We start from the raw sequence: 20,851 nt of genomic DNA, 5'->3' as shown, positions 1-20,851 counted from the left end.
GCGTGCCGGACGGCTTCGCCGGCCTCCTGCCAAACCAGAGGACCATGCCTGTTCGCCGCCTCACCGATATTCCCGGCTTTTCGATCGACCGGGTGGCCGCCGCCGCCGGGGACGACCCCGAGGTGCTCCGCCTCGAAAACCTCGACACCGACCTCCCCCCGCCGCCTGCCGCCCGCGCCGCCACCCGTGAGGCGCTCGACCGGGCCGACGCCAACAGTTATCTCCCCTTCACGGGTCGGGAAGACCTCCGTGAGGCCGTCGCGCAGAGGCTCTCCCGGCAAACGGGCCATCCATACGATCGAGGCCACGTCGTCATCACGTGCGGCGGCACCGAGGGCATGCTCGACGCGCTCCTGGCCACCACCGACCCCGGCGATGAAGTCGTGCTCACCGATCCCACCTATGCGGGCATGATCAACCGCGTGCGGCTCGTCGGCGCCGTGCCCCGGCTCGTCCCGTTCGTGCGGCAGGCGGGTGCGTGGCGGCTCGAGCTCGACGCGCTCTCCGAGGCCGTCAACGGGCGCACGCGGGCGCTCTTTCTCATGAACCCCTCGATGCCGTCCGGAGCCGTGCTCAACCGGGAGGAGTGGGCCTTCGTGGTCGACCTGTGCCGCCGTCGCTCGCTCCGGCTGATCTACAATGCGGCGATGGAACGCATCCTCTTCGACGGCCGGGAGTTCCTGCACCCTGCCGCGTGGCCCGGGATGGCCGAGCGCACCCTCATCGTCGGCTCGGTGTCGAAGGAGTTTCGCATGATCGGGTGGCGCATCGGATGGGTGGCGGGGCCGCATCCGGTCATCGATGACGTGGCGCGCGTACACATCTATAACGTGGTGACGCCCACGGGCATCGCACAGGCGGGCGCGCGGGCGGCCCTCGCCGAGCCGGAGGCCGACTTTGCCGCCTGCCTTCGCACGTGGGAGCGCCGCCGCGACACCGTCGACGAACAACTGTGCGCTTGGCCGCTGCATGCCGCCGCCGGCGGTTGGTCCGCACTGCTCGACGTGGGCGCGCTCGGTCTGGACTCGTTCACCGCTTCGCGCCTGTTGCTCGAACGCGGCAAGGTGGCCGCCACGCCGATGCGGGATTGGGGCCGCCGCAACGCCGACGGGTACGTCCGACTCGTCTTCAGCCGGGAACCGGTCGAGCGGCTCTCCGGCCTTCGGGAACGTGTGGAACGGGCCCTCGGTACGTAGTCCCTCATTGCTCCACCCAACCCATCCGCGCATGCACGCTGCTCTTGCTCTCCGGCGCCTCCCTCGATGGGCGACGCTTCTCCTCCCCCTGACATGGATCCTCATGCTTGGCCTGAGCGCCTGCGGGGAAGACCGGCCCCCGCCCCCCCGCGACATTCCCTTCCGCGTCGACGGCTACCTCGAGTTTCTCCGGCCCGACAGCTCCATCATCACCCGCATCGCCATCGAGATCGCCGAGACCGACTCGGCGCAGGCGCGTGGGCTCATGCAGCGCCGGACCCTCCCGCAACGCGGCGGCATGCTCTTCGTCAATGACGACGACACCACGCGAACGTTCTGGATGAAGAACACCCCGCTTCCGCTCGACATCCTCTTCATCGGCTCCGACGGCAAGGTGGTCAGCATCGCCAAACACACGAAGCCGTATTCAGAAGACTTCATCCGCTCCGGGGGACCGGCCCGGCACGTGCTCGAGGTGCGGGCCGGATTCGTCGATCTCTACGGCATCGACGAGACGACCCGCGTCCGGTGGCAACGCACCGAGTGAAGGCGCGCGTCCATGCGCCCGCCCGACGTCCCGAAAAATCATCATCCGCTTCGAATCGACATGCGCCGACTGCTCTTCGTCCTCCCGCTCCTGCTCTTTTTCCTCGCTGCCTGCGGCGGAGAACCGAAAGAGAAGCCATCGTCGGAGCAGGTGCTCCCCGAAATTCCGTTTCGCAAAGACGGCACGCTCACCTTTCTCCGCGACGGTGCGCCCATCGTGACCATCGACATCGAGATCGCCGACAATGACTCGACGCGCACGCGCGGGCTGATGCAACGCTCCCGCCTCCCGGAGCGGAGCGGCATGCTCTTCATCTTCGATCAGCCCGCCCCGCAGAGTTTCTGGATGGCCAACACCCAGCTTCCGCTCGACATCCTTTTCGTCGACGCCGACTCGCAGATCGTGAGCATCACGAAGTACACGAAGCCGCTCTCGCCGGAGAGCGTCACCTCGGGCGGGGCGGCGGCGCGGTTCGTGATCGAGGTCGAAGCCGGCTTCACCGACACGTACGGCATCATCGAAAGCGACCGCGTGCGGTGGGTGGATCTTCGGAAGGAGCGGAAGGCCGGATGACGTCGTCCGGTGAAAAGCGCGGCGTTATTTTGCGGCGAGGTTCATCTGCCGGAAGCCCGCGGCGCCCCGGTCGAGGAAGGCGGCGAAGGCTTCGGTGTCGAGCAGCCCGCTGCGCTTCACGATGAGCTTTTCCGATACGGGATCGACGATGGCGTAGGTAGGCAGGGCGACGGTGCCGGTGAGGGCAAGCTGATAGTTCAGAAACTCCTCGCCGCGCGTGAGGTCGTCGGTATAGAGGCGGAGGAGCACGTAGTCACGGGCGAAGCGCTCGGCGATCTCGGCGCGGGGGAAGACGTTGGCCTCCATCTCGCGACAATTCGTGCACGTATACCCGGTGAAGTCGATGAACACCGGTTTGCCGACGGCGCGTGCTTGGGCGAAGGCCGTCTCGAGGTCGTCCACGATCCACGCTTCATCTTCGGCAGCCTTTCCCGTCGTCGTGGGGAAGGAAGCGAGCAGGCTCACGTCGGTGCCCTGGCGCGGCGGCAGATAGGCGTCGAGCTTGTTCAACGGCGCGCCGAGCAGGCCCGGCAGCATGTACAGCGAGAGGCCGATGAAGAAGATGGCCGCCATCAGGCGTCCCACGCCGACCGTCTCCGGCGCCTCTTCGTGCGCCAGCCGGAGTTTGCCGAGGAGGTACAGGCCGGTGAGGAAAAAGATGACCGTGACGAAGGCGATGGCAAGCGGGCGCGAGACGATCCCCCACCCCCACACGAGGTCCGCATTCGAGATGAACTTGATGGCCGCCGCCAGTTCGACGAAGCCGAGCACGACCTTCACGACGTTCATCCACGAGCCCGAGCGGGGCAGTGCGTTGAGCGCTTTCGGGAAGAGGGCAAGCACCACGAACGGCAGGGCAAACGCCATGCTGAAGGCGAGCATACCCAGGAGCGGATACGCCCACGTGCCGCCCGCCGCCGCTGCGAGCAGCCCGCCCACGAACGGCGCCGTGCACGAGAACGAGACGAGCGTCAGCGTGAGCCCCATGAAGAGCACGCCCACGTAGCCCTTCTTCGACGTGCTTTGCCGGTTCATGTAGTTCAGCAGCCCGGTGGGCAGGCGTAGTTCGTACAGACCGAGGAGAGACAGCGCAAAGGCCACGAGGATCAGGGCGATGAAGAGGTTGACCCACGGGTTCGCCGCGATGGTCTGCGCGCCGGCCGCACCCACCACGACCGCCATGAGGACGCCGAGCCCCGTGAACGTGAGCACGATGGACGTGCCGTACACGCCGGCCATCCGGAGGGCCTCGCCGCGATTCTCGGCGTGCTTCGTGAAGTAGGACACCGTCAGCGGGATCATGGGGAAGACGCAGGGGGTGAGGAGGGCGGCCAGCCCGGCGCCGAAGGCGAGCAGGAGGAAGGCCCACATACCGCCTTCGCGCGCGGCGTCGAGGTCGCTCGGCGGCTCGGCGGCCGCGTCCCCGCCGTTCGTGCCCGTCACATCGCCCGCCGTGCCGAACGTCTCGCCCGGCACGAGGGCGTCGCCGCCGCCGAACGTGGCGGGCGCCATGACGAGATCGACCGGGCAGTCGGTGAGCGCGTTGTCGAGCGCCATGTCGCAATTCGGATCAACCACGACGGAGGCGGCGAAGGGGACCTTCACGGGCGGCAGGCACACGCCCAGGTCGTCGTTGCAGATCTGGTACTCGGAGCGCCCGCTGAGCTCATACGTTCCCGTCTCGGCGTCCTCGGCCACGGCAAACTCGGCGGAGAAGGTCGCCTCGTGCTTGAAGTACCGGACGTCGATCTTGAAGTTGGGGTCGAAGGCTTCTTTCGGCTCCGACTGCGTTATTCCGCCCTTTTGCGTAAAGCCGGAGGGGAGCGGGTCGAGGTAGAGGCGCACGCCCCGGCTCGGCGGCGGCGAGTCCATCGCGTACATCTTCCAGCCGTCGGCGATCTGCGTCGAGACGAAGAGGCGCACGCGCTGTCCCGGCGCCACGCCGCCCGGCGCGGCGGTCGCCTGCCACGCCACGTAGTCGGAAGGCGGTCCGATGGTTTGCGCGCGCGTCGTCTGAGTGAGCGTGAGGAGCGCCAGCATTCCCATCACCGGCGCCATACCCGTACGTATGCTCTGCATGATCTTGCTTTTTCCTTCAAGTAGTCCGGACGCGCTGAGGATGCGTCGGCCCGGCTCGCGGGCAACGTTCGAACGCCCGACCTGCCGTTTAGATCAGCCGTACCCGGCGAAGTTACGGAGGCCCGTCACAAAAGAGCGCCCGTCTTCCGGGGAAAACGAGCGCTCCGTCAAAAAGTTTGCCGGAAGAGGACCGATCAGGCCTCCGCTTCGGAGGACTCGGGCACGACGCGCACTTTCACTTGCGCCGTCACCTCCGGGTGCAGCTTTACCGTCGCCGTATAGACGCCGATGAGGCGGATGTCCTCGTCGAGCGAGACCTTGCGGCGATCCACCTGAACGCCCTGCTTTTCGAGGGCGGCGACGACCTGGTGCGCCGTGACGGAGCCGAAGATCCGGTTCTCTTCGCCGACCTTGGCCGGGATGACGACCTCCATCTCCGCCAGTTCGCGGGCGAGGTTTTCGGCGTCCTCTTTCAGTTTCGTCAGCTTGCGCGAGGCCTGCCGGCGTTCCTCTTTCCACGCCTTCACCACGTTCGGCGTGGCCAGGCGCGCCAGACGCTTCGGAATCAGGTAATTGCGACCGTAGCCGTCCTTCACGGACACGATCTCGCCCTCGGCGCCGAGGTTTTCAACTTCTTTGAGCAGAATGACTTTCATGACTTTCTTCGCTGAGGAGGCGTCGCTCGCCGCATGCGAACGCGCCTCGACGTGAACCCTCCTGTGAGCCTTGCGATCCGCGACGGGCGCGGGTCACTTGACGGCGTCGGCCACGAACGGAATCAGCGCCAGGTGCCGCGCGCGCTTGACGGCGCGCGTGAGTTGCCGCTGAAACTTGGCCGAGACGCCGGTGATGCGCCGGGGCAGGATCTTCCCCTGCTCGTTGAGATACCGCTTGAGCAGTTCGACGTCTTTGTAATCGACGTACGCCGGTTCGGCGTCGCGTTTTTTCTTGTCTGCCATCGTCTATTACCTACCGGATGATTGCTTGAAGAAACGAAAGGATGGGGCTCAGCCCTCGGTGGCGGCTGCCCTGGTCCGCCCTTCGTAATGACGCAGCATCTTGGCGTCCATGCGAAGCGTCAGGTAGCGCAGCACGTTGTCTTCGATCTCGAGGACGCGCTCGAGACGCCCGATCAGTTCTCCCGGCGCGCGGAAGTACAGGTTGACGTAGTAGCCGTTGCGCTTCTTGTTGATCGGATAGGCAAGCCGGCGCGTGCCCCACTCGTCCACTTCAAGAATCTCACCGCCGTGCTCTTCGATGTACTTACGGATCCGCTTGACCAGCTGTTTGATCTGATCGTCGCTGAGCGCGCCGTTGAGGATGTAGGTGAATTCGTACGTGTTTTTTGGATCGGCCATGTGCCTTCCCCATGGTTGGTGAAACGTACACCCTTGCCTCTTTCGGGCAAGAGCAGGGATTGCAAAGATTCAAAAGATAGCCCGTCCTACGCCTGGAAATCAAGATTTTCTCCCGCTTCGCGAGATATCCACGAAGCGGGTCCGGGCGGTCAGAGTCGGGCCATCCGCTCGGCGTTGTCTGCGGTGCGGAGCGCGCGAATGACGTCGTCGAGGTCGCCGGCGATGACTTTTTCGAGCGGGTAGTTCTTGTGCTCGCCTTCGAGGCGGTGGTCGGTGACGCGCCCCTGCGGCCAGTTGTACGTGCGGATCTTGGCCGAGCGGTCGCCCGTGGAGACCATCGAGCGCCGGGCTTTGCTGCGCTCGGCCTCCCGCTTCTCGCGTTCGAGCTCGTAGAGCCGCGCGCGGAGCACCCGGAGCGCTTTCTCCTTGTTCTTGTGCTGGCTCTTCTCGTCCTGGCACGTCACCACCAGCCCGGTCGGGAGATGGGTGATCCGGACCGCCGAGTCGGTCGTGTTGACGCTCTGCCCGCCCGGCCCGCTCGAACGGTACACGTCGATCTTCAGCTCGTTCGGACGGATCGACACATCTACGGCCTCGGCCTCGGGCAGCACGGCGACCGTAGCCGCCGAGGTGTGGATGCGCCCGCTCGATTCGGTGACGGGCACCCGCTGCACCCGATGCACGCCGCTCTCGTACTTCATCGTGCCAAAGGCGTCCGGCCCCTTGAGGCTGAAGATGATCTCCTTGAACCCGCCCACGGTTCCCTGCGAGCTTTCGAGCACTTCCAGCTTCCACCCGTGCTTCTCGGCGAAACGGGCGTACATCCGGAAGAGATCGCCGGCGAAGAGGCTCGCCTCGTCGCCGCCGGTGCCGGCGCGGATCTCGACGATGGCGTCCTTCGAGTCCTCGGGATCTTTCGGAATCAGCAAAAAGCGCAGTTCCTCTTCCACGGCAGGCAGTTTCTTCTCGATTTCCTCCAGCTCCGCCTGCGCCATCTCGGCCAACTCCGGATCATCCTCCGCCGTCGCCATCTCCCGCAAATCCTCGCGTTCGGCCAGCAGCTTCTGAAAGCGGTCGATAGCGCGCACCACCGCTTTCAGCGCGGCGTGCTCGCGCCCGAGTTCGGCCATCCGCGCCCGGTCGGTGGCCACCTCCGGACGGGACATGAGCTCGGTCACTTCCTCGAACCGTTCCTTGATGTTTTTTAGCTTTTCCAGATCGATCATAACGTCGTTGGCTCCTCTTCATCTGCGCCGAAGCATGAACGCCGGGTGGGAGGGAAGGTTCGTGCGGCTCACCGTGCCGGCGTCGCTATCGCCTGTGGCGCGTTCGTTCGTGGAGGCGACAACCTGGGAGACGTCTGCGGCGTATGATCTCGACGTTCGCCGGACGCGGCTTGTTTTTTGCCTGCGCTCCGATGCTTTTCATTCCGTACGTTTGCGCGCATGCCGCTTGATCCACGAAATAAATGGACGCGCCGTTTTCTGTGGGCGGCATTCGTCGGGCTGCTCGGTTTGGTCTCGTGCGACCTGACGCCCTCCGGAGAACAGGTGTGCCGGGGAGCGAACAATCTTCAGGCGGAGCACGAGGCCTTGCTGGTGTGCGCGGGCTGGCTCGGCTTCGTCGAACAAAACGTTTGCGCCGTGGAGTACGTCGCCGTCATTCCCGCCGAGAAGAAGAACACGAAGATCCTCGGGCGGGCGTTTTGCGGTGAGGACAACATCCTCGTGTCGACGACCGGCGAGCGTCAGGGGTTCATCTTCCCCCCCCTTCCGGCGGTGGAGATTGCCACGACCATCGTGCATGAGACGGCCCACCTCGTCGACGGCTGTGCGAGTGGAGAGGCCCCGGCCCTCGCGGCGGAAGAAGCGTTTCTGGCCGACCTGTGCGCGGCTGTCGAAGCGGGGAAGGAAGGTTGCGAAGGCGCGAAAGGTTATTGCGCAAACGCTGCGCTGCGTCCGTAAGAGCCGGGCCAAACCTGTCCGCATGTCGATGGGGGGTGCTCGCAATTCCGTGACATTTCGAAAGGTCGCGTATTTTATCTTTGACTTTTTTCCGGTCGAGGCGGCGGAGGAAGGCGAGAAGGCGTTCCGTGACGTCGCAGCTGAGGATGGCGCCGGATCATCAATCCACCGTACCTATGCGTTTCTTCCGGTGTCTCCTGCTCGGAGTGACGGGGCTTCTCGGAGTGATGCCGTCGTCCGCGCAGGATATCCCCGTTCCCTTCAACCTGGAAACCGACGGCTACGTAACCGTGGTCATCGAGGATGAGGCGGGAAATCGGGTGCGCAATCTCATTCAGGAGACGTTTTTCCCCGCCGGTCCCCAGACGATCTTCTGGGACGGGTACGACTTCGGCATCCCCGTCAACCGCAATCGACCCGACGGCAACTACGACATCGAGCGGAGCCTCGTCGCGCCGGGGACCTACCGGGTGAAGGCGCTTTTTCACGAGGGCATCAAGCTTCGGTACGAGTTCAGCGTGCAGAGTCCGGGCACGCCGCCATGGCACACGTTCGACAACACCGGCGCGTGGTTCTCCGATCAGCAGAGCGCGTGGGACGTGGTGTGGCTGCCGCCGGGCTTCGTCGATCAGACGGACGGACCCTCGATCCTGTATACGGCGAAGACGGGCGAGGCGGGGCACGGCATCATGCTCCTCGACGAGGACGGGCGGAAGCTCTTCGGCAAGCAAAGCCTGCCCGGCGGCTTCTTTTCCGGGCACAACGTCGCCCGCGACATGGGGCCGAACCGGAACGAGACCATCGCCGCGTACATCGGCGTCGTGCTCGGCTCGCCGACGCGGCTGCGCCTGCACCGGTATCTGCGCGGCGGCGGCACGCCTTCCAACCCGATGATCTATACGGTCGACTCAGCGGACGACGAGCAACTCAAGGGGCTGGCCGTCTATAACGGCGTCGCCGCCGTCTCGCTGCACCTCATGAACCGCGTCGTCTTCCTCGACGAAGCCCGCCGGACGGTCGTCGCCGAACTCGACTTCGACAGCCCCCGCGGCCTCTTCGTCACGGAGGATGAGCAGTTGTTCGTCGTCACCGGCACGCAGGTCAAGCGTTTCGACGCCGACTTTGCCACGGGCACGCTCACGAAGGAGACGCTCATCATCAGCGACGGACTGGTGGACCCGCAGAACGTCTTCGTCAGCGGGGAGGAGGTGTATGTGTCGGATTGGGGGGAGAGCCATCAGGTGAAGGTGTTCGACCTCACGGGCAAGCTGCTCCGGACCATCGGCGAGGCGGGCGGACCGCAAATCGGGCCGTACGATGAGCGGCGCATGGGCTATCCGCGCGGCATCACGGTGGACAGCCGGGGGATGCTCTGGGTGGCCGAGCGGCATCGCGCCCCGAAGCGGATCTCGCGGTGGGACGCCGCCTCGGGCGCGCTCGACCGGGTCTGGTACGGCCCGCCGAAGTACGGCGGCGGCGGCATGCTCGATCCGATGGACTCCACCCGCTTCTATTACGCGCAAAGCGGCAAGGAGCACATCAAGCGAACCTATGAGTTCGCCCTCGACTGGGACGCCGGCACGTACGACGTCAGGCGCATCCTTCTGGACGCCGAGCACTTCCCGACCGGCGACACGCTGCGCTTTCGCGGGCCGGAGTTCGTGCGATACGTGGGCGGCCGGCAGTATATGGCCAACAACAATCAGGAGGAGCCCAACGGCAACGGCGTGTGTTCGATATGGCTCTATGAGGACGAACGCCTGTGGCCGGCGGCTTCGGCCGGCATCGTCAGCGAGTGGGACGTCATCAAAGACCTCGGCGACTGGCAGGCCTTCGACAGCAACGGGCGCAAGGTTTTCTTCGTATGGAGCGACCTCGACCGCGACGGCTTCGTGCAGCCCTCCGAAGTGCAGTATGCCCGGCAAAGCCGTTTTCAGGGGACCTGCTTCGTCGAACCGGACCTCTCGATCACGAGCATATGGGGCTATAAACTGCCCGCCCCGGATATTCAGGCCAACGGCATCCCGCGCTATGACATGAACGCATGGACCACGGCGGCGCCCGACCTCTACGGCGAGGACAAGGACAGCTATCATCTCTCCAACGACAGCCTCTTCATCAGCTTCCTCGGCCCGCTCACGTTTCTGAACCACGGCAAACTCGTCGCACAGTACCATTCACAGTGGCCGAACCGAAACGTGGGCGGCGCACCGGTGCCCGTGGAGCAGTATCCCGGTCAGGTCATCGCCACGGCGCGCCCCCTCGGCGACATCCGGGCCCCGGGCGCGGGCGAGACCGGACCCATCTTCGGCATCAACTCGGATTTCGGGCAGGCGTACGTCTTCACGTGGGACGGCTATTTCGTGACGGAACTGCTCGAAGACAGCCGCACGCATCCGCTCTGGCGCTTCGCCGCCGGAGTCATCCAGCGCGGCGACGTCATCGAGGGCGTGAGCCCGAACTGGGAGCATTTCTGGCCCACACTCAACGGGTTGGACTCGGGCGAGTTCTATTACGCCGCCGGGAAAGAACACACCTCCCTCCTTTATCTCGACGGCCTCGATACGGCCCGCCGCCTCGACTTCGGCGAGATCACCGTCACGAGTGACATGCTCTCCGGGAAGGCCCCCACGAGGGTCGACGGGCTGAGCCTGCAGGAGCGGAAGGAGGGAACCGTCCACATTCGCTCGATGGCTCCCACCGCCGACGGGGCGATCGTCGAGTGGGACAATGCCGAGTGGCTCTCCCTCGACGCGGCGCTCGGCATCGAAGCCGCCCTCGCCGTCGACGACGACTCGCTCTACGCCGCCTACCGAACCGACATGCCCGACCTGCTCAATAATTCCGGCGCGGAAGGGTTCGAGACAAACTTCGCCACCGGCGGCGGCCTTGACCTCTGGATCGGCGCGCCGGGGGCGGATGAAGCGCGCACCGAACCCGTCGAGGGCGATTTTCGCCTCTTCATCACGCGCGAAGGCGCCGACCCGACGGGCGGCCCGCTCCGCGCCACGCTCTTCGAGGCCGTTCGGCCCGACGCCTCCGACGACGAGGGGCAGACGTACACCTCGCCCATCGGAACGCTCACACTCGAGTACGTGGCGGACGTCACCGAGTCGATCTCGTTCGGGCAGGCGGACGGTGATTTCGAGGTGGCGGTGCCTCTCGCACTCCTCGGCCTGACGCCGGATAGCGGCCTCTCCATCCTCGGCGACGTGGGCGTGCTCATCGGCGACGGCGTGGAGACCCGGCGGCGGATCTACTGGAATAACAAGACGAATGTCATCGTCTCCGATCTGCCGAGCGAAGCCGAGTTCGATCCTCAATACTGGGGCCTGCTCACGTTCCTTCCCGGCGGCGACCCGACCGGCGTCGCGCCGGGCGACGGACTCGTTCCGGATCAGTTCTCGCTCGAACAGAATTACCCCAACCCCTTCTCACGGACGACGACGATCCGGTATAGCCTCCCCCGCCCCGCGAAGGTGACACTGGAGGTGTTCGACCTGCTCGGGCGCCGGGTGACCACGCTGGTGAAAGAGGAGCAGCCGCCGGGGTATTACGAGGTCGTCTGGGAAGCGCGTCAGGCGAGCGGAGTCTATCTTTACCGCCTCCACGCCGGCGACTTCATCGATCAGAAGATGGCGCTCCGGGTCAAGTGAGCGAGGCTTCCGGTCCGTACGCCTACCGCATCCCCGTGTCGAAGACGAGCCGGAGTTCGGTGAAGGCGTCTTTCGGCACCGTGACGGTCTTTTGCTGGGTGCTCGGGCGAAGGATGGGCGTGTCCTCGGCAGGGACGATGGTGTATTCGCCCGGGGGGAGCGTGACCTTGAAACGCCCGTCTTCGTCGGTCGTGAAGGTGAGCACCTCTTTCCCGTCGGCGTCGAGGACGCGGAACGTGGCGGAGAAGGGGACCTCGGTGGGCTCCCCCTGCCGGACCGGGCCGGGCTTGACGTTGGTGCGCAGCACCTGTCCTTCGATGCCGGAGGAGTCCGCTTCGGGGGTGTCCTTGGCCTGACATGAGAGGCTAAGTGAGAGCACGGCGGCAAACGTGAGGACGAACGTGAGGTTTCGCATGGGGATCACTGGAATAGGAACAATGACGACTCTCGTGTAAACGAACCGGCGCGGCAATGATTCCCCCGATCGGCGGCCTGACGCCTTTTTCACGAGAAGGGGGGCGTCTCCAACGTCCCGGGGAGGCGCAGGGGCGACCGGCCGGTCGCTCCTGTCCGGGCAGCCTCTCCGTGAAGCGGGCCGGACGGCGAGCGCCCTGACGGCGGATTGTGTGGGCGTGGGGGTATGGGGGATCCTGTCGGCGAACGCAGTGAGCCAATGGCGCGCCGCCGGCGCAAAAAGCACGAGCGCCGGCACGACGGATCGCGCGGCGCTCGTGCCGGGGGTGAAAGCGGGGGCGCTTATTTGATGAGCGTCATCTGGCGGGTCGCCGAGAAACGACCGGCGTCGATGCGATAAAGGTACGTGCCGCTCGGCAGCCGTTCGCCCGCGTTGCCCGTCGCATCCCACGCGACGGTCCTGACGCCTTCGGCCTGGAAGCCGTCGACGAGGGTGCGCACTTCCCGGCCGAGGAGGTCGTACACCTTGAGCGTCACGTGACCGGCCTCGGGGAGGGTGTACGAGATGAGCGTCGTCGGGTTGAACGGGTTGGGATAGTTCTGGTCGAGCGTGAACGCGTCGGGCGTCTCACCGGCGGATTCGGCCATCATGCGGTCGAAGTCGGAGGCCCATTCACCGGCGCCCGCACCGTCGCCCTTGGCGGCGGATTTCTCCCACGTGAAGCTGTCCGAGGCGTCGGCGATGGGGAAGGAGCCGATGCTGGCCGTCTGCGTGTACGTGCCCGCGGGCGCGCCGGCCGGGACGGTCTGCGTGAAGGTGCGGCTGAGGCTCCCGCCCGCGGCGATGGTCTTCGTCACCGGGCCGAGGGTGCGCGAGATGCCGTTGCCGTCGATGGTGATCCAGATATCGAGCGTGACGGAGGTCGCGCCGCCGTTGACGATGTCGAGGTCGTACTGGAAGCTGCCGCCGCCCGCGCCGATGACGATGGGCGGGTTGAGGGGCGTCACCGTGACGGTCACGTCGCCGCCGCCTCCGCCGGTGGCCGCCAGCACGGCGGCGAGCGCGTCGATGCGTCCGAAGCCGTACGTGTTGTTCGGAATCTGGCTGCCGGGGATGCCGCCGCAAGACTCCGAGGTGGTGCGCGGAATGGCCGTCGACTCGATGATGTCTTCGATGGCGTCGACGTCCCCGGCGAGGTCGGGGTTGGCCGAGATCATGAGCGCCACGGTGGCCGCCACATGGGGGCCGGCCATGCTCGTGCCGCTGAGCGAGAGGTAGCCGCCGCCGAGATAGCTCGAACGGACGCTCTCACCCGGCGCGGACACGTTCGGCTTGAGCCGCCCGCTCCCGTCCACCGTGACCGAGCCCCGGCTGCTGAAGGAGGAGACCACGTCGGAGCCGTTGACCGAGCCGACCGTCAGCGAGCCCTCGAAGATGGCCGCCGGCGTGTTGACCGTGTTGCACGAGGGGCCGCTGTTCCCCGCCGAGACGACGACGACCGTGCCCGCGGCGCGAAGCGCGTTAAGGGCCGTCTCCATGTCGATGAAGTTCGTCGTGTTGCAGCCTTCGGAGGTGGGGCAACTCCACGAGTTGTTGATGACGTGAGGAGACATCGTGGGGTCGGGGTTGCCGCCGCCGAGGTCGGTCGGGGCGGTGAACCACTCGAAACACTCGATGTACGTGCTCAGCGTGCCGTTGCCGCGCTCCATGTTTCGGCAGGCCATCCACTTCGCGCCGGGAGCCACACCGATCTGGTTCGAGCCGCCGTCGTCGCCGATCATGGTGCCCATGGTGTGTGTGCCGTGGCCGTTGTCGTCGCACGGCACGGGCGAGTCGAGGCCGCACGGATTGGAGCCGCCCCCGATGAGGCTGTGGATGGCGTCATGCCAGTTGTAGTTGTGGTCGGCGGTTGCGCCGTCCCATCCGCGGTACTTGTTGATGAGCGCCGCGTGCTCCCACATGTAGCCGGTGTCCTGCCCGCCCACGACGGCGCCCTCTCCGGTGATGCCGAGCGCCCAGACGTCCGGCGCGCCGATCTGAATCACGTTGTCCTCGATGGCGTTCGTCTTCGCATGCTCGGCATACGGCGCCGGCAGGGGCGAGGGCGCCGAAAGCCGGTCGTCGTGATAGACGTACGCCACGTCCGAGCGCCGCGCCATCGCCTCGACCGTCTGCCGCGTGCCCTTGACGGCAATGGCGTTCGTGATCCAGAACGGACGGTACGAAGCCCCGAAAGCGTCCAACTCGGCCGTGACGGCGGGCTGCGTCCGGCGCGCCACCTCCGTCAACCGCTCATAAACAAACCAGGCTTTCTCGTCTTTCGTACGCAAATATCGGGCTTCGCTAAGGTCGGCCTGTTCGGCGAGGCGAACGATAAACTCGGCTCCGTCGGTCTTCCCGGCGGACTGAAGCAGGGTCGGATCCACTTTCTGTCGCCACGAGGCATCTTGCGCCCGAACGTCCGTCAGGCCGACGAGGAGGACCAGGAGCCCGACGAGAAGCGCGCGTCGGCAAAGGAAGGTGTGTAAAAATGGAAGCATGGGTAAAAGGGGGATATGATTAGTAAAAACATACGTATGCGCTCGTCGATGGGCCGGGGCGGAGCGCGAAAGGACGTTCTTCAGGGGAGCAAACATCCATGAAGCCGGGGAGACCGCACTTCGGCGAAGGCCGACCACTACACAGAATATAACGGAGACAAACCCGATCTTTGCGGCTCGAAAACTACATCCACAAGGGCCGGCTGCCCGTTCGGTGACGGGAACGGACGAGGCACGCTCAAAGTAGCGAATCCGGAGGAAAAAACACAGCGTGGCCGGGGCTATTCGAGGAGGACGAGCGCGCGCGTCCGGGTGAACGTCCCGGCGCGGAGGCGATAGAGATAGACGCCGCCCGGCAGCCCGGAGGCGTCGAACGCGATCCGGTGTGCGCCGGCTGCGCGCCGGCCGTCCACGAGCGTCGCCACGGGACGTCCGAGCAGGTCGAACACGGTGAGCGTGACGTGCGCGGCGCGGGGGAGCGCGAAGGGGATCGTCGTGCGCGGATGGAAGGGATTGGGGTAGTTCTGCGCGAGGAGGAAGCCGTCGGGGAGCGCCTCGTCTTCGACGGCCGTCGCCACGGCGGCTTCGGTGAAGGTGTAGTCCGTGTCGGCGGCGAGGTCGAAGTGCTCTTCCGTCTCTCCGGCGCGCCAGTGGATGCGGAGCGTGTCGATGCGCGCGGCGTCGCCGAGGCCGAGGTGGAGCACGGGGCTCGACTGCGAGCAAAAGCTGTCGCCGCCGCTGACGGTGCGCACGAGCGTCCGGCCCCCGGCGACGACCTCGACGCGGACGCCGAGCGCCATTCGGTTCACCACACGCCCTTCGAGGCGGATCGCGGCCCAGTGACGCGCGCTCGGCGTCGTATTCATGAGCAGCTTCACCCCGCTCGTCGCGCCGACGACGAGGTCGGGCCGCCCGTCGCGGTCGAAGTCTCCCGTGGCGAGGCCGTGCGCTTCCATCGAGAGGGCCGCGCCCGCATCGGCGGCGACGTCCGTGAAGACTCCGCCGTCGTTTCGGTAGAGGAAGCTCTTCGAGCCGTCGTATCCGGACGTGTTCACGACGAAGAGGTCGTCGTCGGCGTCGTTGTCGAAGTCGGCGAAGACGACGCCCCAGGACATGCCGTTGCGATGGGCGCCGCGTTCGACGGCCACGTCGGTGAACGTGCCGTCTCCGTTGTTTCGATAGAGGCCGGCCTGCCCGATGCGGGTCACGTAGGCGTCCTCCCATGCGTCGCCGTCGAAGTCGCCCCAGGCGATGCCCATGCTGTTGCCCGCGCCCACGTCGGCGATGCCGGCGTCGTGGGCCACTTCGAGCAGCGGGAGGTAGCCGTCGTTCCGGTAGAGTCGGCTCTCGGTCGATCCGTCGTGGACGCCGAAGAGGTCGAGCCGCCCGTCGTGGTTGAAGTCGATCCACGTCGCCTGCATGGCCACCGCCGTGGGCGGCCCGCCGATGCCCGCGCGTCCCGAGAGGTCCTCGAAGCGGATCGCGGCGTCCCCGGTGAGGTTGTGATACAGGAGGTCGGGGGCGCGGTCGACGGCGAGGAAGAGGTCGAGGCGCCCGTCGCCGTCATAGTCGCCAAAGGCGGCGGCTCCGACGTCGGCCGTGGGATCGAGGCCCGCGTCGGCGGTGACGTCTTCGAACGTGCCGTCGCCGCGATTGCGGAAGAGTTTGTTTGCTCCGTCGGTCTTTCGCCCGAGGAAGAGGTCGGGGAGGCCGTCGTTGTCGAGGTCGCCCCAGAGGGCTACGAGGTGTTGCCCGCTCACGGCCACTCCCGCCTCGGCGGCCGCGTCGGTGAACGTGCCGTCGCCGTTGTTCCGGAGGAGCCGGGAGGCCCCGCGCACGGTGGTCACGAAGACGTCGTCCCACCCGTCGCCGTCATAGTCGGTGACGGCCACGCCATAGCCGTCGAGGCCTGCGAGGCCCGCCGCCTCGGTGGCGTCGGTGAAGGCGAGGGGTTGCGCCGTCGCGGCAAGGGCCGCCGCACCGAGCGCCAGTCCGAGCGCTCGGCCCATCCATCGTTCGAAGAAAAAAGGGGTTCGTTCCGTCATGTCCGGGCCTCGAAGCGTTGGCGGGCATCCGCCACAAAATAGGCGAAAAGGGGAAAGATGGAAAGAGAAGGGCGGGCAAATGCGGTTTTCGAACGGGTGGATCGGCGTGCGTGGTTCGCCCGGATGTTCGTATCGCGTCGTCCTCTTCAAGCGTTCGGGACGCGGAGCGTCCGGAGGGGCGTTTCCCCCCTGCCCGCACGCGCGTCACGGGCCGGGCGGCAGGCGGTCGAGAAGGGCGCGGGCAGGGGGGAAGTCCGGATCGACGGAGAGGAGGTGTTCGAGCGTCTGCCGGGCCTTCGGCGATTGGTTCACGGCGACATAGGCGCGCGCGAGTTGAAAGAGCGTGCGGGGGTCGTCGGGGGAGAGCGCCCGGGCGCGTTCGAGGTGTTCGAGCGCCGGACCGGCTTCGCCTTTCGCCAGGCGAAGCGTGCCGATCATGTAATGCACGCCGGCCGACTCCTGCCGGTCGTTGGCGGCTTCGAAATACGCGAGCGCCTCGTCATACCGTCGCTGGCGCACGAGGAGGTCGGCGGCGGCGGCGTACGGCTCGGCGAGGTACGGATACTGCTGAATGAGCGCGAGCGCCGCGCGGAGTGCCTGGTGGAAATCGCCCCGTTCGGCATAGAAGTCCCGGAGGCGCGTCGTGACTTCGAGCCAGTTCTTCTCGCGCCGGAAAAGGGCCAGCGCGAGTTCTTCCACGGGCGTTGCGGCGCGCACGGTGTCCATCGAATGATCGACGACGCCGGGCGGGCGGAAGGGCCAGCTTCCCATGAGCTGTCGCACGCGATACACGCCATAGAGCGAATCGACGGGCGTGAGGAGCACTTCCGGGCGCGCCTCTTTCGCGGGGATGAAACGCCGCCACGGGCCGATGAGGCGGGCGTCGTGGAGCGCGCGGTAGAAGGCGTCCGAGATCGTGAAGTAGCCGTCCACGTTCGGGTGGAGGTGCTCGAGCATGAGATCGGAGCCGATGATGCCGTCGCGGGCGACGTGCACGAGCGCGGCCTGCGTCTCGACGACCGTCGCGCCCGCACGTTCGGCCTCCTCCCGGATGATGCGGTTGACGGCCTCCGGCGCGCGGAAGCGAAGCTGATCCCGGTCTTTGGCGGCGAGGTAATCGATGCGGGCCTCGGGGAAGCGTCCGGCGGCGTCGAGCATGCGCGCCCGGCTGAAGAAAGCGTCGGCGGAGAGGCTGTCGCGCCGGATGAGTTCGTCGAAGACGGCGAGGGCCGTGGTCGTCTCGCCTACCTTCATGGCCTGGGTGGCCTCGCGAAAGAGCGCGTGCCAGGTCACCTTGTCCGTCTCCGGCGCAAGTCCGCTGAGGAAGGGCGCATGCGTCCGCTCATTGCTCGCCACCGTGCCGATGAAGACGGGGATGCCATGGGCGCGGTACCTGGCGAGGAGGTCCCGGAGGTTGCCCCGAAACTGCGCGAGCCCGCGCTCATACGTCGGAGAATGATAGGGGATCGACTGCTCGCCGACCATGCGCTCCATGAGCGTGGCGGTCGGCCGCTCGCGCCCGTCGTTTCCGGCAAAGAGCGCCGCCCCGTGCTCCAGAAGCGCCCGCAACCCTTGCACGATGCGGAGGTTCCGCAGGCGAAGATAGGCGTTGACCATCCAGCGGTGCTGCCCGAGCGACTCCGCCGAGGCGACGCCGAGCGCGCCGTAATACTCGTTGTGTCCGGCATAGATGAGCACGGCGTCCGGCTGCTGCGCCAGGATCTCGTCCACAAAATCGAGCATCGTGTACGAGTTCACCGCCGCCATCGCCGTATTGACCACCTCGATGGTGCGGTCGGGGAAGGTCTGCTGCAGGCGCTGTTCGAGCATGCGCGAGAAGCTTCCCCCGTAATAATAGGGATAGCCGGCGGCGCTCGAGCCGCCCTGTACGAAGATGCGGAACGTCGTGGAGTCTTTCTCGGCGGCGAAAGCGTCGTTCAGGCTCGTCGGGACGCGCGCCTGCCGGGTGAAGTATCGCCGCGCCACGTCACGGTTTTGGTGGTAATAGTCGGAGAAGCCGGGCACGGGGACGAACAGTGGATACGTCTCGCCGTAGCCGGAGAGCCGGAGCACGCCTTCGAGCGCCGCGAAGAAGACGAGGGGCAACAGGCCCGTCGCGAGGGTGAAAAGCCTTCGCTTCCGGGCGGAAAGGGTCGGTTCGGTAGGCCGGGTGGACGACATCGCAGGGATTGTGACGGATGGAGAGAGGGATGCGCTCGGACGGGCCGCGCTCAGACCTCCGGCGACCAGCGCATCTCCTCGACGCCGGCTTTCCGGTTCACCCATCGCGCGGCGACGAAGAGGAAGTCCGAGAGACGGTTGAGATAGATGACGGCGTGCGCATTGGTCGGCTCGGCGGCGGCGAGCTCGACCGTCCGGCGTTCGGCGCGGCGGCAGACGGTCCGGGCCGTGTGCAGCGTTGCCGCCGTCGCCGTCCCGCCGGGGAGGATGAAGCACTTGAGGGGCGGGAGGTCGGCTTCGAGGCGGTCGATGTCGGCTTCGAGCGCCTGCGCGTGCGCCTCGGTGACGCGCGGCGCCGAGGCGCGGGCGTCGGCGGGTGTGGCCAGGTCGGCGCCGAGGGTGAAAAGCTCGGCCTGAAGGCGGGCGAGGATCGGGTCGAGCACGGCGTGACCGGGCGCTCCGGAGAAGTGCGCCCGCGCCAGCCCGATGAACGTGTTCGTCTCGTCTACCGTCCCATACGCTTCGATGCGGGGGTGACTTTTCGAGACGCGGTCGCCGCCGAAGAGGGCGGTGTCGCCGGCGTCGCCGGTGCGGGTGTAGATCTTCATGGAGCAGTCGGGGGCAAGGCGGAAAGCAAGGGCAATCGGTGCATCCGGCCTACTCTCTTCCGTTCGTTCCGTTTCCGAGGGGGGCGAGGTAGTGGATGCGGAGGATGTCGCCGTCGGAGGGTTCGAGGCGGGCTTTCATGCGGAAGACCGAAGCGAGGAGGGTTTCGGTGAGCACGTCGCGCGGCGGCCCGGCGGCGGCGAGGCGTCCCCGGTCGAGCACGAGCACCTGATCGGCAAAGCGGGCGGCCAGCTCGAGGTCGTGGAAAGCGGCGATGACGGTGCGCCCGGCCTTCACGAGGCCGTGCACGTGATCGATGAATTCGAACTGGTGGTGCACGTCGAGGTGGGCCGTCGGCTCATCGAGGAGGAGGATTTCGGCTTCTTGCACGAGCGCCTGTGCGAGCAGGACGCGCTGTTGCTCGCCGCCGCTGAGCGAGAGCATCGAGCGCGATTCGAAGCCGGCGAGGTCCACCTGTGCCAGCGCCGCCCGCACCCGCTCCCGGTCGGCGCGGGTTTCGACGTCGAGCCATCCCTTGTGCGGGGCGCGCCCGAGGAGCACGAGTTCCTCCACGGTGAAATCGAAGGAGAGCGTGGTTGCCTGCCGCACGAAGGCGAGCCGCCGGGCCAGCGCGCGCGGCTTCCACGCGTGCACGGGTCGGTCGAAGAGGGTGAGCGTGCCGGTGTACGGCAGCAGTCCGCCGAGGGTGCGGAGGAGGGTCGTCTTGCCGGAGCCGTTCGGGCCGAGCAACCCCACCCACGTGCCCGCCTCGACGGTGAAGCCGAGGTCGCGGAGGATCGCCTTCCCGTCGAGCGAGACGTTCAGTCGGTCGGCGAAGACGGCGGGCATGGCGTTCGAGGGGGCTGGGCGGGCAAAACGACGGAGCGACGAGCAGACGCCGCGTCGACTCCGGCAGGGGAACGCGGGCGGGCGTAAACGGTTCTCTCCCGGCTCGATCACGAAACGGAAACGAAGCGGAGACCGCAGAGATGATGCCCTCGATCCCGCGCCGGACGCTCCTGATGCCGATGCTCCTCGCGCTGCTCCTCATGGCGGGCTGCGACACCCAGCGCGGCGATCAGGAGACGTTCGTCGAGATGGCCAACCTGCCGCCGAAAAACTTCGCGCGCACCGACGCCGTCGGCAACGTCCTCGAAGACGATCCGGACGACTGGCGGACCGCGCCGTTCTTTGCCGGAAAGATCTCGTTTCGCCCGCCGTATCCCAACCCCACCACCGGCGAGCCGGTCACGCTCTCGTTCACCGTGCTCGAGTTTAACGCCATCTCGAACCGTCTCGTCCTCCGCACCCGCGATCCCGGCGACCCGAACCGCCTCATCCTCCTCGACGACCTCACGAATGCGAACGAGACGGGCGGTCACGACTTCCGTTTCGCTCCGGGTCTCATCGGCGTCACCGGGCTCCATCGCCTCTTCGTCTTCGACGGCCTGGGCGAACTGGTCACGTACGGCGATCTGAAGCTCGAATAGACCGCTCGCGCCGCATGCCCCCGAAGCGGCTCACTTGAGGGAGCGGCTCACTTGAGGAGGAGCGCCTGCCGGGTGGCGGAGAAGGTTTCGCCCTCGGCCCGGTAGAGATAGAGCCCGCTCGGCAGCCCGGCGCCGTCGAAAGAGAAACGCCGCGCCTCGTTGGCCGCCATCGTCCCGTCGAAGAGCGTCGCCACGCGACGA

The 20,851-nt window shown here is 66.6% G+C and carries 16 protein-coding genes and 1 pseudogene; 6 read left to right on the top strand and 11 right to left on the bottom strand.

Annotated features, from left to right (window positions below; translation table 11 throughout):
- Window positions 1-44 precede the first annotated feature (44 nt).
- The 3 genes from AC1HIY_RS17815 to AC1HIY_RS17805 are packed head-to-tail and all read left to right on the top strand — an operon-like array spanning window position 45 to window position 2,316.
- Window positions 45-1,196, top strand: coding sequence for a pyridoxal phosphate-dependent aminotransferase (locus tag AC1HIY_RS17815; protein ID WP_479578177.1), 1,152 nt, complete (start codon window positions 45-47; stop codon window positions 1,194-1,196).
- Window positions 1,197-1,227: 31 nt separating this feature from the next.
- A complete protein-coding gene (locus AC1HIY_RS17810) occupies window positions 1,228-1,743 on the top strand; it encodes a DUF192 domain-containing protein (RefSeq protein WP_479578175.1) in 516 nt (171 codons plus the stop codon).
- A gap of 60 nt (window positions 1,744-1,803) precedes the next feature.
- Window positions 1,804-2,316 carry a DUF192 domain-containing protein gene (locus tag AC1HIY_RS17805; RefSeq protein WP_479578173.1) on the top strand — a complete coding sequence of 171 codons (513 nt, stop codon included), beginning with the start codon at window positions 1,804-1,806 and terminating at the stop codon, window positions 2,314-2,316.
- 24 nt (window positions 2,317-2,340) lie between these two features.
- On the opposite strand, the gene AC1HIY_RS17800 is transcribed toward AC1HIY_RS17805, so the two are convergent.
- The 5 genes and pseudogenes from AC1HIY_RS17800 to prfA all read right to left on the bottom strand — a co-directional run bounded on the left by AC1HIY_RS17800 (window position 2,341) and on the right by prfA (window position 6,979).
- Window positions 2,341-4,395: a protein-disulfide reductase DsbD family protein gene (locus AC1HIY_RS17800; RefSeq protein WP_479578171.1), complete on the bottom strand. Its 2,055-nt coding sequence runs from the start codon at window positions 4,393-4,395 to the stop codon at window positions 2,341-2,343.
- 194 nt (window positions 4,396-4,589) lie between these two features.
- Window positions 4,590-5,051 carry a 50S ribosomal protein L9 gene (gene rplI, locus AC1HIY_RS17795; protein WP_479578169.1) on the bottom strand — a complete coding sequence of 154 codons (462 nt, stop codon included), beginning with the start codon at window positions 5,049-5,051 and terminating at the stop codon, window positions 4,590-4,592.
- Between the two features lie 93 nt (window positions 5,052-5,144).
- A pseudogene (gene rpsR, locus AC1HIY_RS17790) lies at window positions 5,145-5,318 on the bottom strand (30S ribosomal protein S18); the annotation flags it as partial.
- A gap of 84 nt (window positions 5,319-5,402) precedes the next feature.
- Window positions 5,403-5,753, bottom strand: a complete 351-nt coding sequence (gene rpsF / locus AC1HIY_RS17785) for a 30S ribosomal protein S6 (RefSeq protein ID WP_479578168.1) — start codon at window positions 5,751-5,753, stop codon at window positions 5,403-5,405.
- A 149-nt stretch (window positions 5,754-5,902) separates the two neighbouring features.
- A complete protein-coding gene (prfA, locus tag AC1HIY_RS17780) occupies window positions 5,903-6,979 on the bottom strand; it encodes a peptide chain release factor 1 (protein WP_479578167.1) in 1,077 nt (358 codons plus the stop codon).
- 219 nt (window positions 6,980-7,198) lie between these two features.
- On the opposite strand from prfA, the gene AC1HIY_RS17775 reads away from it, so the two are divergent.
- Both AC1HIY_RS17775 and AC1HIY_RS17770 read left to right on the top strand, forming a co-directional pair.
- Entirely contained in the window at window positions 7,199-7,717 is a 519-nt protein-coding gene (locus AC1HIY_RS17775; protein WP_479578166.1) for a hypothetical protein, read from the top strand.
- Window positions 7,718-7,893: 176 nt separating this feature from the next.
- Complete coding sequence (locus AC1HIY_RS17770; protein ID WP_479578164.1) at window positions 7,894-11,373, top strand: T9SS type A sorting domain-containing protein; 3,480 nt, start codon at window positions 7,894-7,896, stop codon at window positions 11,371-11,373.
- Between the two features lie 22 nt (window positions 11,374-11,395).
- Here the strand turns inward: AC1HIY_RS17770 and AC1HIY_RS17765 are convergent, their stop codons facing one another.
- The 6 genes from AC1HIY_RS17765 to AC1HIY_RS17740 all read right to left on the bottom strand — a co-directional run bounded on the left by AC1HIY_RS17765 (window position 11,396) and on the right by AC1HIY_RS17740 (window position 20,009).
- Window positions 11,396-11,788, bottom strand: a complete 393-nt coding sequence (locus tag AC1HIY_RS17765; protein WP_479578162.1) for an MSCRAMM family protein — start codon at window positions 11,786-11,788, stop codon at window positions 11,396-11,398.
- Between the two features lie 341 nt (window positions 11,789-12,129).
- Window positions 12,130-14,328 (bottom strand): S8 family serine peptidase, encoded by a 2,199-nt coding sequence (locus tag AC1HIY_RS17760; RefSeq protein ID WP_479578161.1) that lies wholly within the window; start codon window positions 14,326-14,328, stop codon window positions 12,130-12,132.
- Between the two features lie 281 nt (window positions 14,329-14,609).
- On the bottom strand, window positions 14,610-16,373 hold the full coding sequence (locus tag AC1HIY_RS17755) for an FG-GAP-like repeat-containing protein (protein ID WP_479578159.1): 1,764 nt from the start codon (window positions 16,371-16,373) through the stop codon (window positions 14,610-14,612).
- A 204-nt stretch (window positions 16,374-16,577) separates the two neighbouring features.
- On the bottom strand, window positions 16,578-18,554 hold the full coding sequence (locus AC1HIY_RS17750) for an SGNH/GDSL hydrolase family protein (protein WP_479578157.1): 1,977 nt from the start codon (window positions 18,552-18,554) through the stop codon (window positions 16,578-16,580).
- 50 nt (window positions 18,555-18,604) lie between these two features.
- Complete coding sequence (locus tag AC1HIY_RS17745) at window positions 18,605-19,162, bottom strand: cob(I)yrinic acid a,c-diamide adenosyltransferase (protein WP_479578155.1); 558 nt, start codon at window positions 19,160-19,162, stop codon at window positions 18,605-18,607.
- 49 nt (window positions 19,163-19,211) lie between these two features.
- Entirely contained in the window at window positions 19,212-20,009 is a 798-nt protein-coding gene (locus AC1HIY_RS17740; RefSeq protein WP_479578154.1) for an ABC transporter ATP-binding protein, read from the bottom strand.
- A 140-nt stretch (window positions 20,010-20,149) separates the two neighbouring features.
- On the opposite strand from AC1HIY_RS17740, the gene AC1HIY_RS17735 reads away from it, so the two are divergent.
- Window positions 20,150-20,650, top strand: a complete 501-nt coding sequence (locus AC1HIY_RS17735) for a hypothetical protein (protein ID WP_479578152.1) — start codon at window positions 20,150-20,152, stop codon at window positions 20,648-20,650.
- Window positions 20,651-20,851: the final 201 nt, after the last annotated feature.

The sequence above is a fragment of the Rhodocaloribacter sp. genome (assembly GCF_056451265.1).
The sequence above is the reverse complement of the archived record's forward strand: the minus strand, read 5'-3'. Positions and strand labels throughout refer to the sequence as shown.

What these genes read in the sequence shown, in the direction of transcription:
- rpsF (WP_479578168.1), bottom strand. Translation starts at nt 5,753, where the DNA reads ATGGCCGATCCAAAAAACACGTACGAATTCACCTACATCCTCAACGGC.
- AC1HIY_RS17755 (WP_479578159.1), bottom strand. Translation starts at nt 16,373, where the DNA reads ATGACGGAACGAACCCCTTTTTTCTTCGAACGATGGATGGGCCGAGCG.
- AC1HIY_RS17815 (WP_479578177.1), top strand. Translation starts at nt 45, where the DNA reads ATGCCTGTTCGCCGCCTCACCGATATTCCCGGCTTTTCGATCGACCGG.
- AC1HIY_RS17770 (WP_479578164.1), top strand. Translation starts at nt 7,894, where the DNA reads ATGCGTTTCTTCCGGTGTCTCCTGCTCGGAGTGACGGGGCTTCTCGGA.
- AC1HIY_RS17805 (WP_479578173.1), top strand. Translation starts at nt 1,804, where the DNA reads ATGCGCCGACTGCTCTTCGTCCTCCCGCTCCTGCTCTTTTTCCTCGCT.
- AC1HIY_RS17760 (WP_479578161.1), bottom strand. Translation starts at nt 14,328, where the DNA reads ATGCTTCCATTTTTACACACCTTCCTTTGCCGACGCGCGCTTCTCGTC.
- AC1HIY_RS17740 (WP_479578154.1), bottom strand. Translation starts at nt 20,009, where the DNA reads ATGCCCGCCGTCTTCGCCGACCGACTGAACGTCTCGCTCGACGGGAAG.
- AC1HIY_RS17810 (WP_479578175.1), top strand. Translation starts at nt 1,228, where the DNA reads ATGCACGCTGCTCTTGCTCTCCGGCGCCTCCCTCGATGGGCGACGCTT.
- rplI (WP_479578169.1), bottom strand. Translation starts at nt 5,051, where the DNA reads ATGAAAGTCATTCTGCTCAAAGAAGTTGAAAACCTCGGCGCCGAGGGC.
- AC1HIY_RS17800 (WP_479578171.1), bottom strand. Translation starts at nt 4,395, where the DNA reads ATGCAGAGCATACGTACGGGTATGGCGCCGGTGATGGGAATGCTGGCG.
- AC1HIY_RS17735 (WP_479578152.1), top strand. Translation starts at nt 20,150, where the DNA reads ATGATGCCCTCGATCCCGCGCCGGACGCTCCTGATGCCGATGCTCCTC.
- AC1HIY_RS17745 (WP_479578155.1), bottom strand. Translation starts at nt 19,162, where the DNA reads ATGAAGATCTACACCCGCACCGGCGACGCCGGCGACACCGCCCTCTTC.
- prfA (WP_479578167.1), bottom strand. Translation starts at nt 6,979, where the DNA reads ATGATCGATCTGGAAAAGCTAAAAAACATCAAGGAACGGTTCGAGGAA.
- AC1HIY_RS17765 (WP_479578162.1), bottom strand. Translation starts at nt 11,788, where the DNA reads ATGCGAAACCTCACGTTCGTCCTCACGTTTGCCGCCGTGCTCTCACTT.
- AC1HIY_RS17775 (WP_479578166.1), top strand. Translation starts at nt 7,199, where the DNA reads ATGCCGCTTGATCCACGAAATAAATGGACGCGCCGTTTTCTGTGGGCG.
- AC1HIY_RS17750 (WP_479578157.1), bottom strand. Translation starts at nt 18,554, where the DNA reads ATGTCGTCCACCCGGCCTACCGAACCGACCCTTTCCGCCCGGAAGCGA.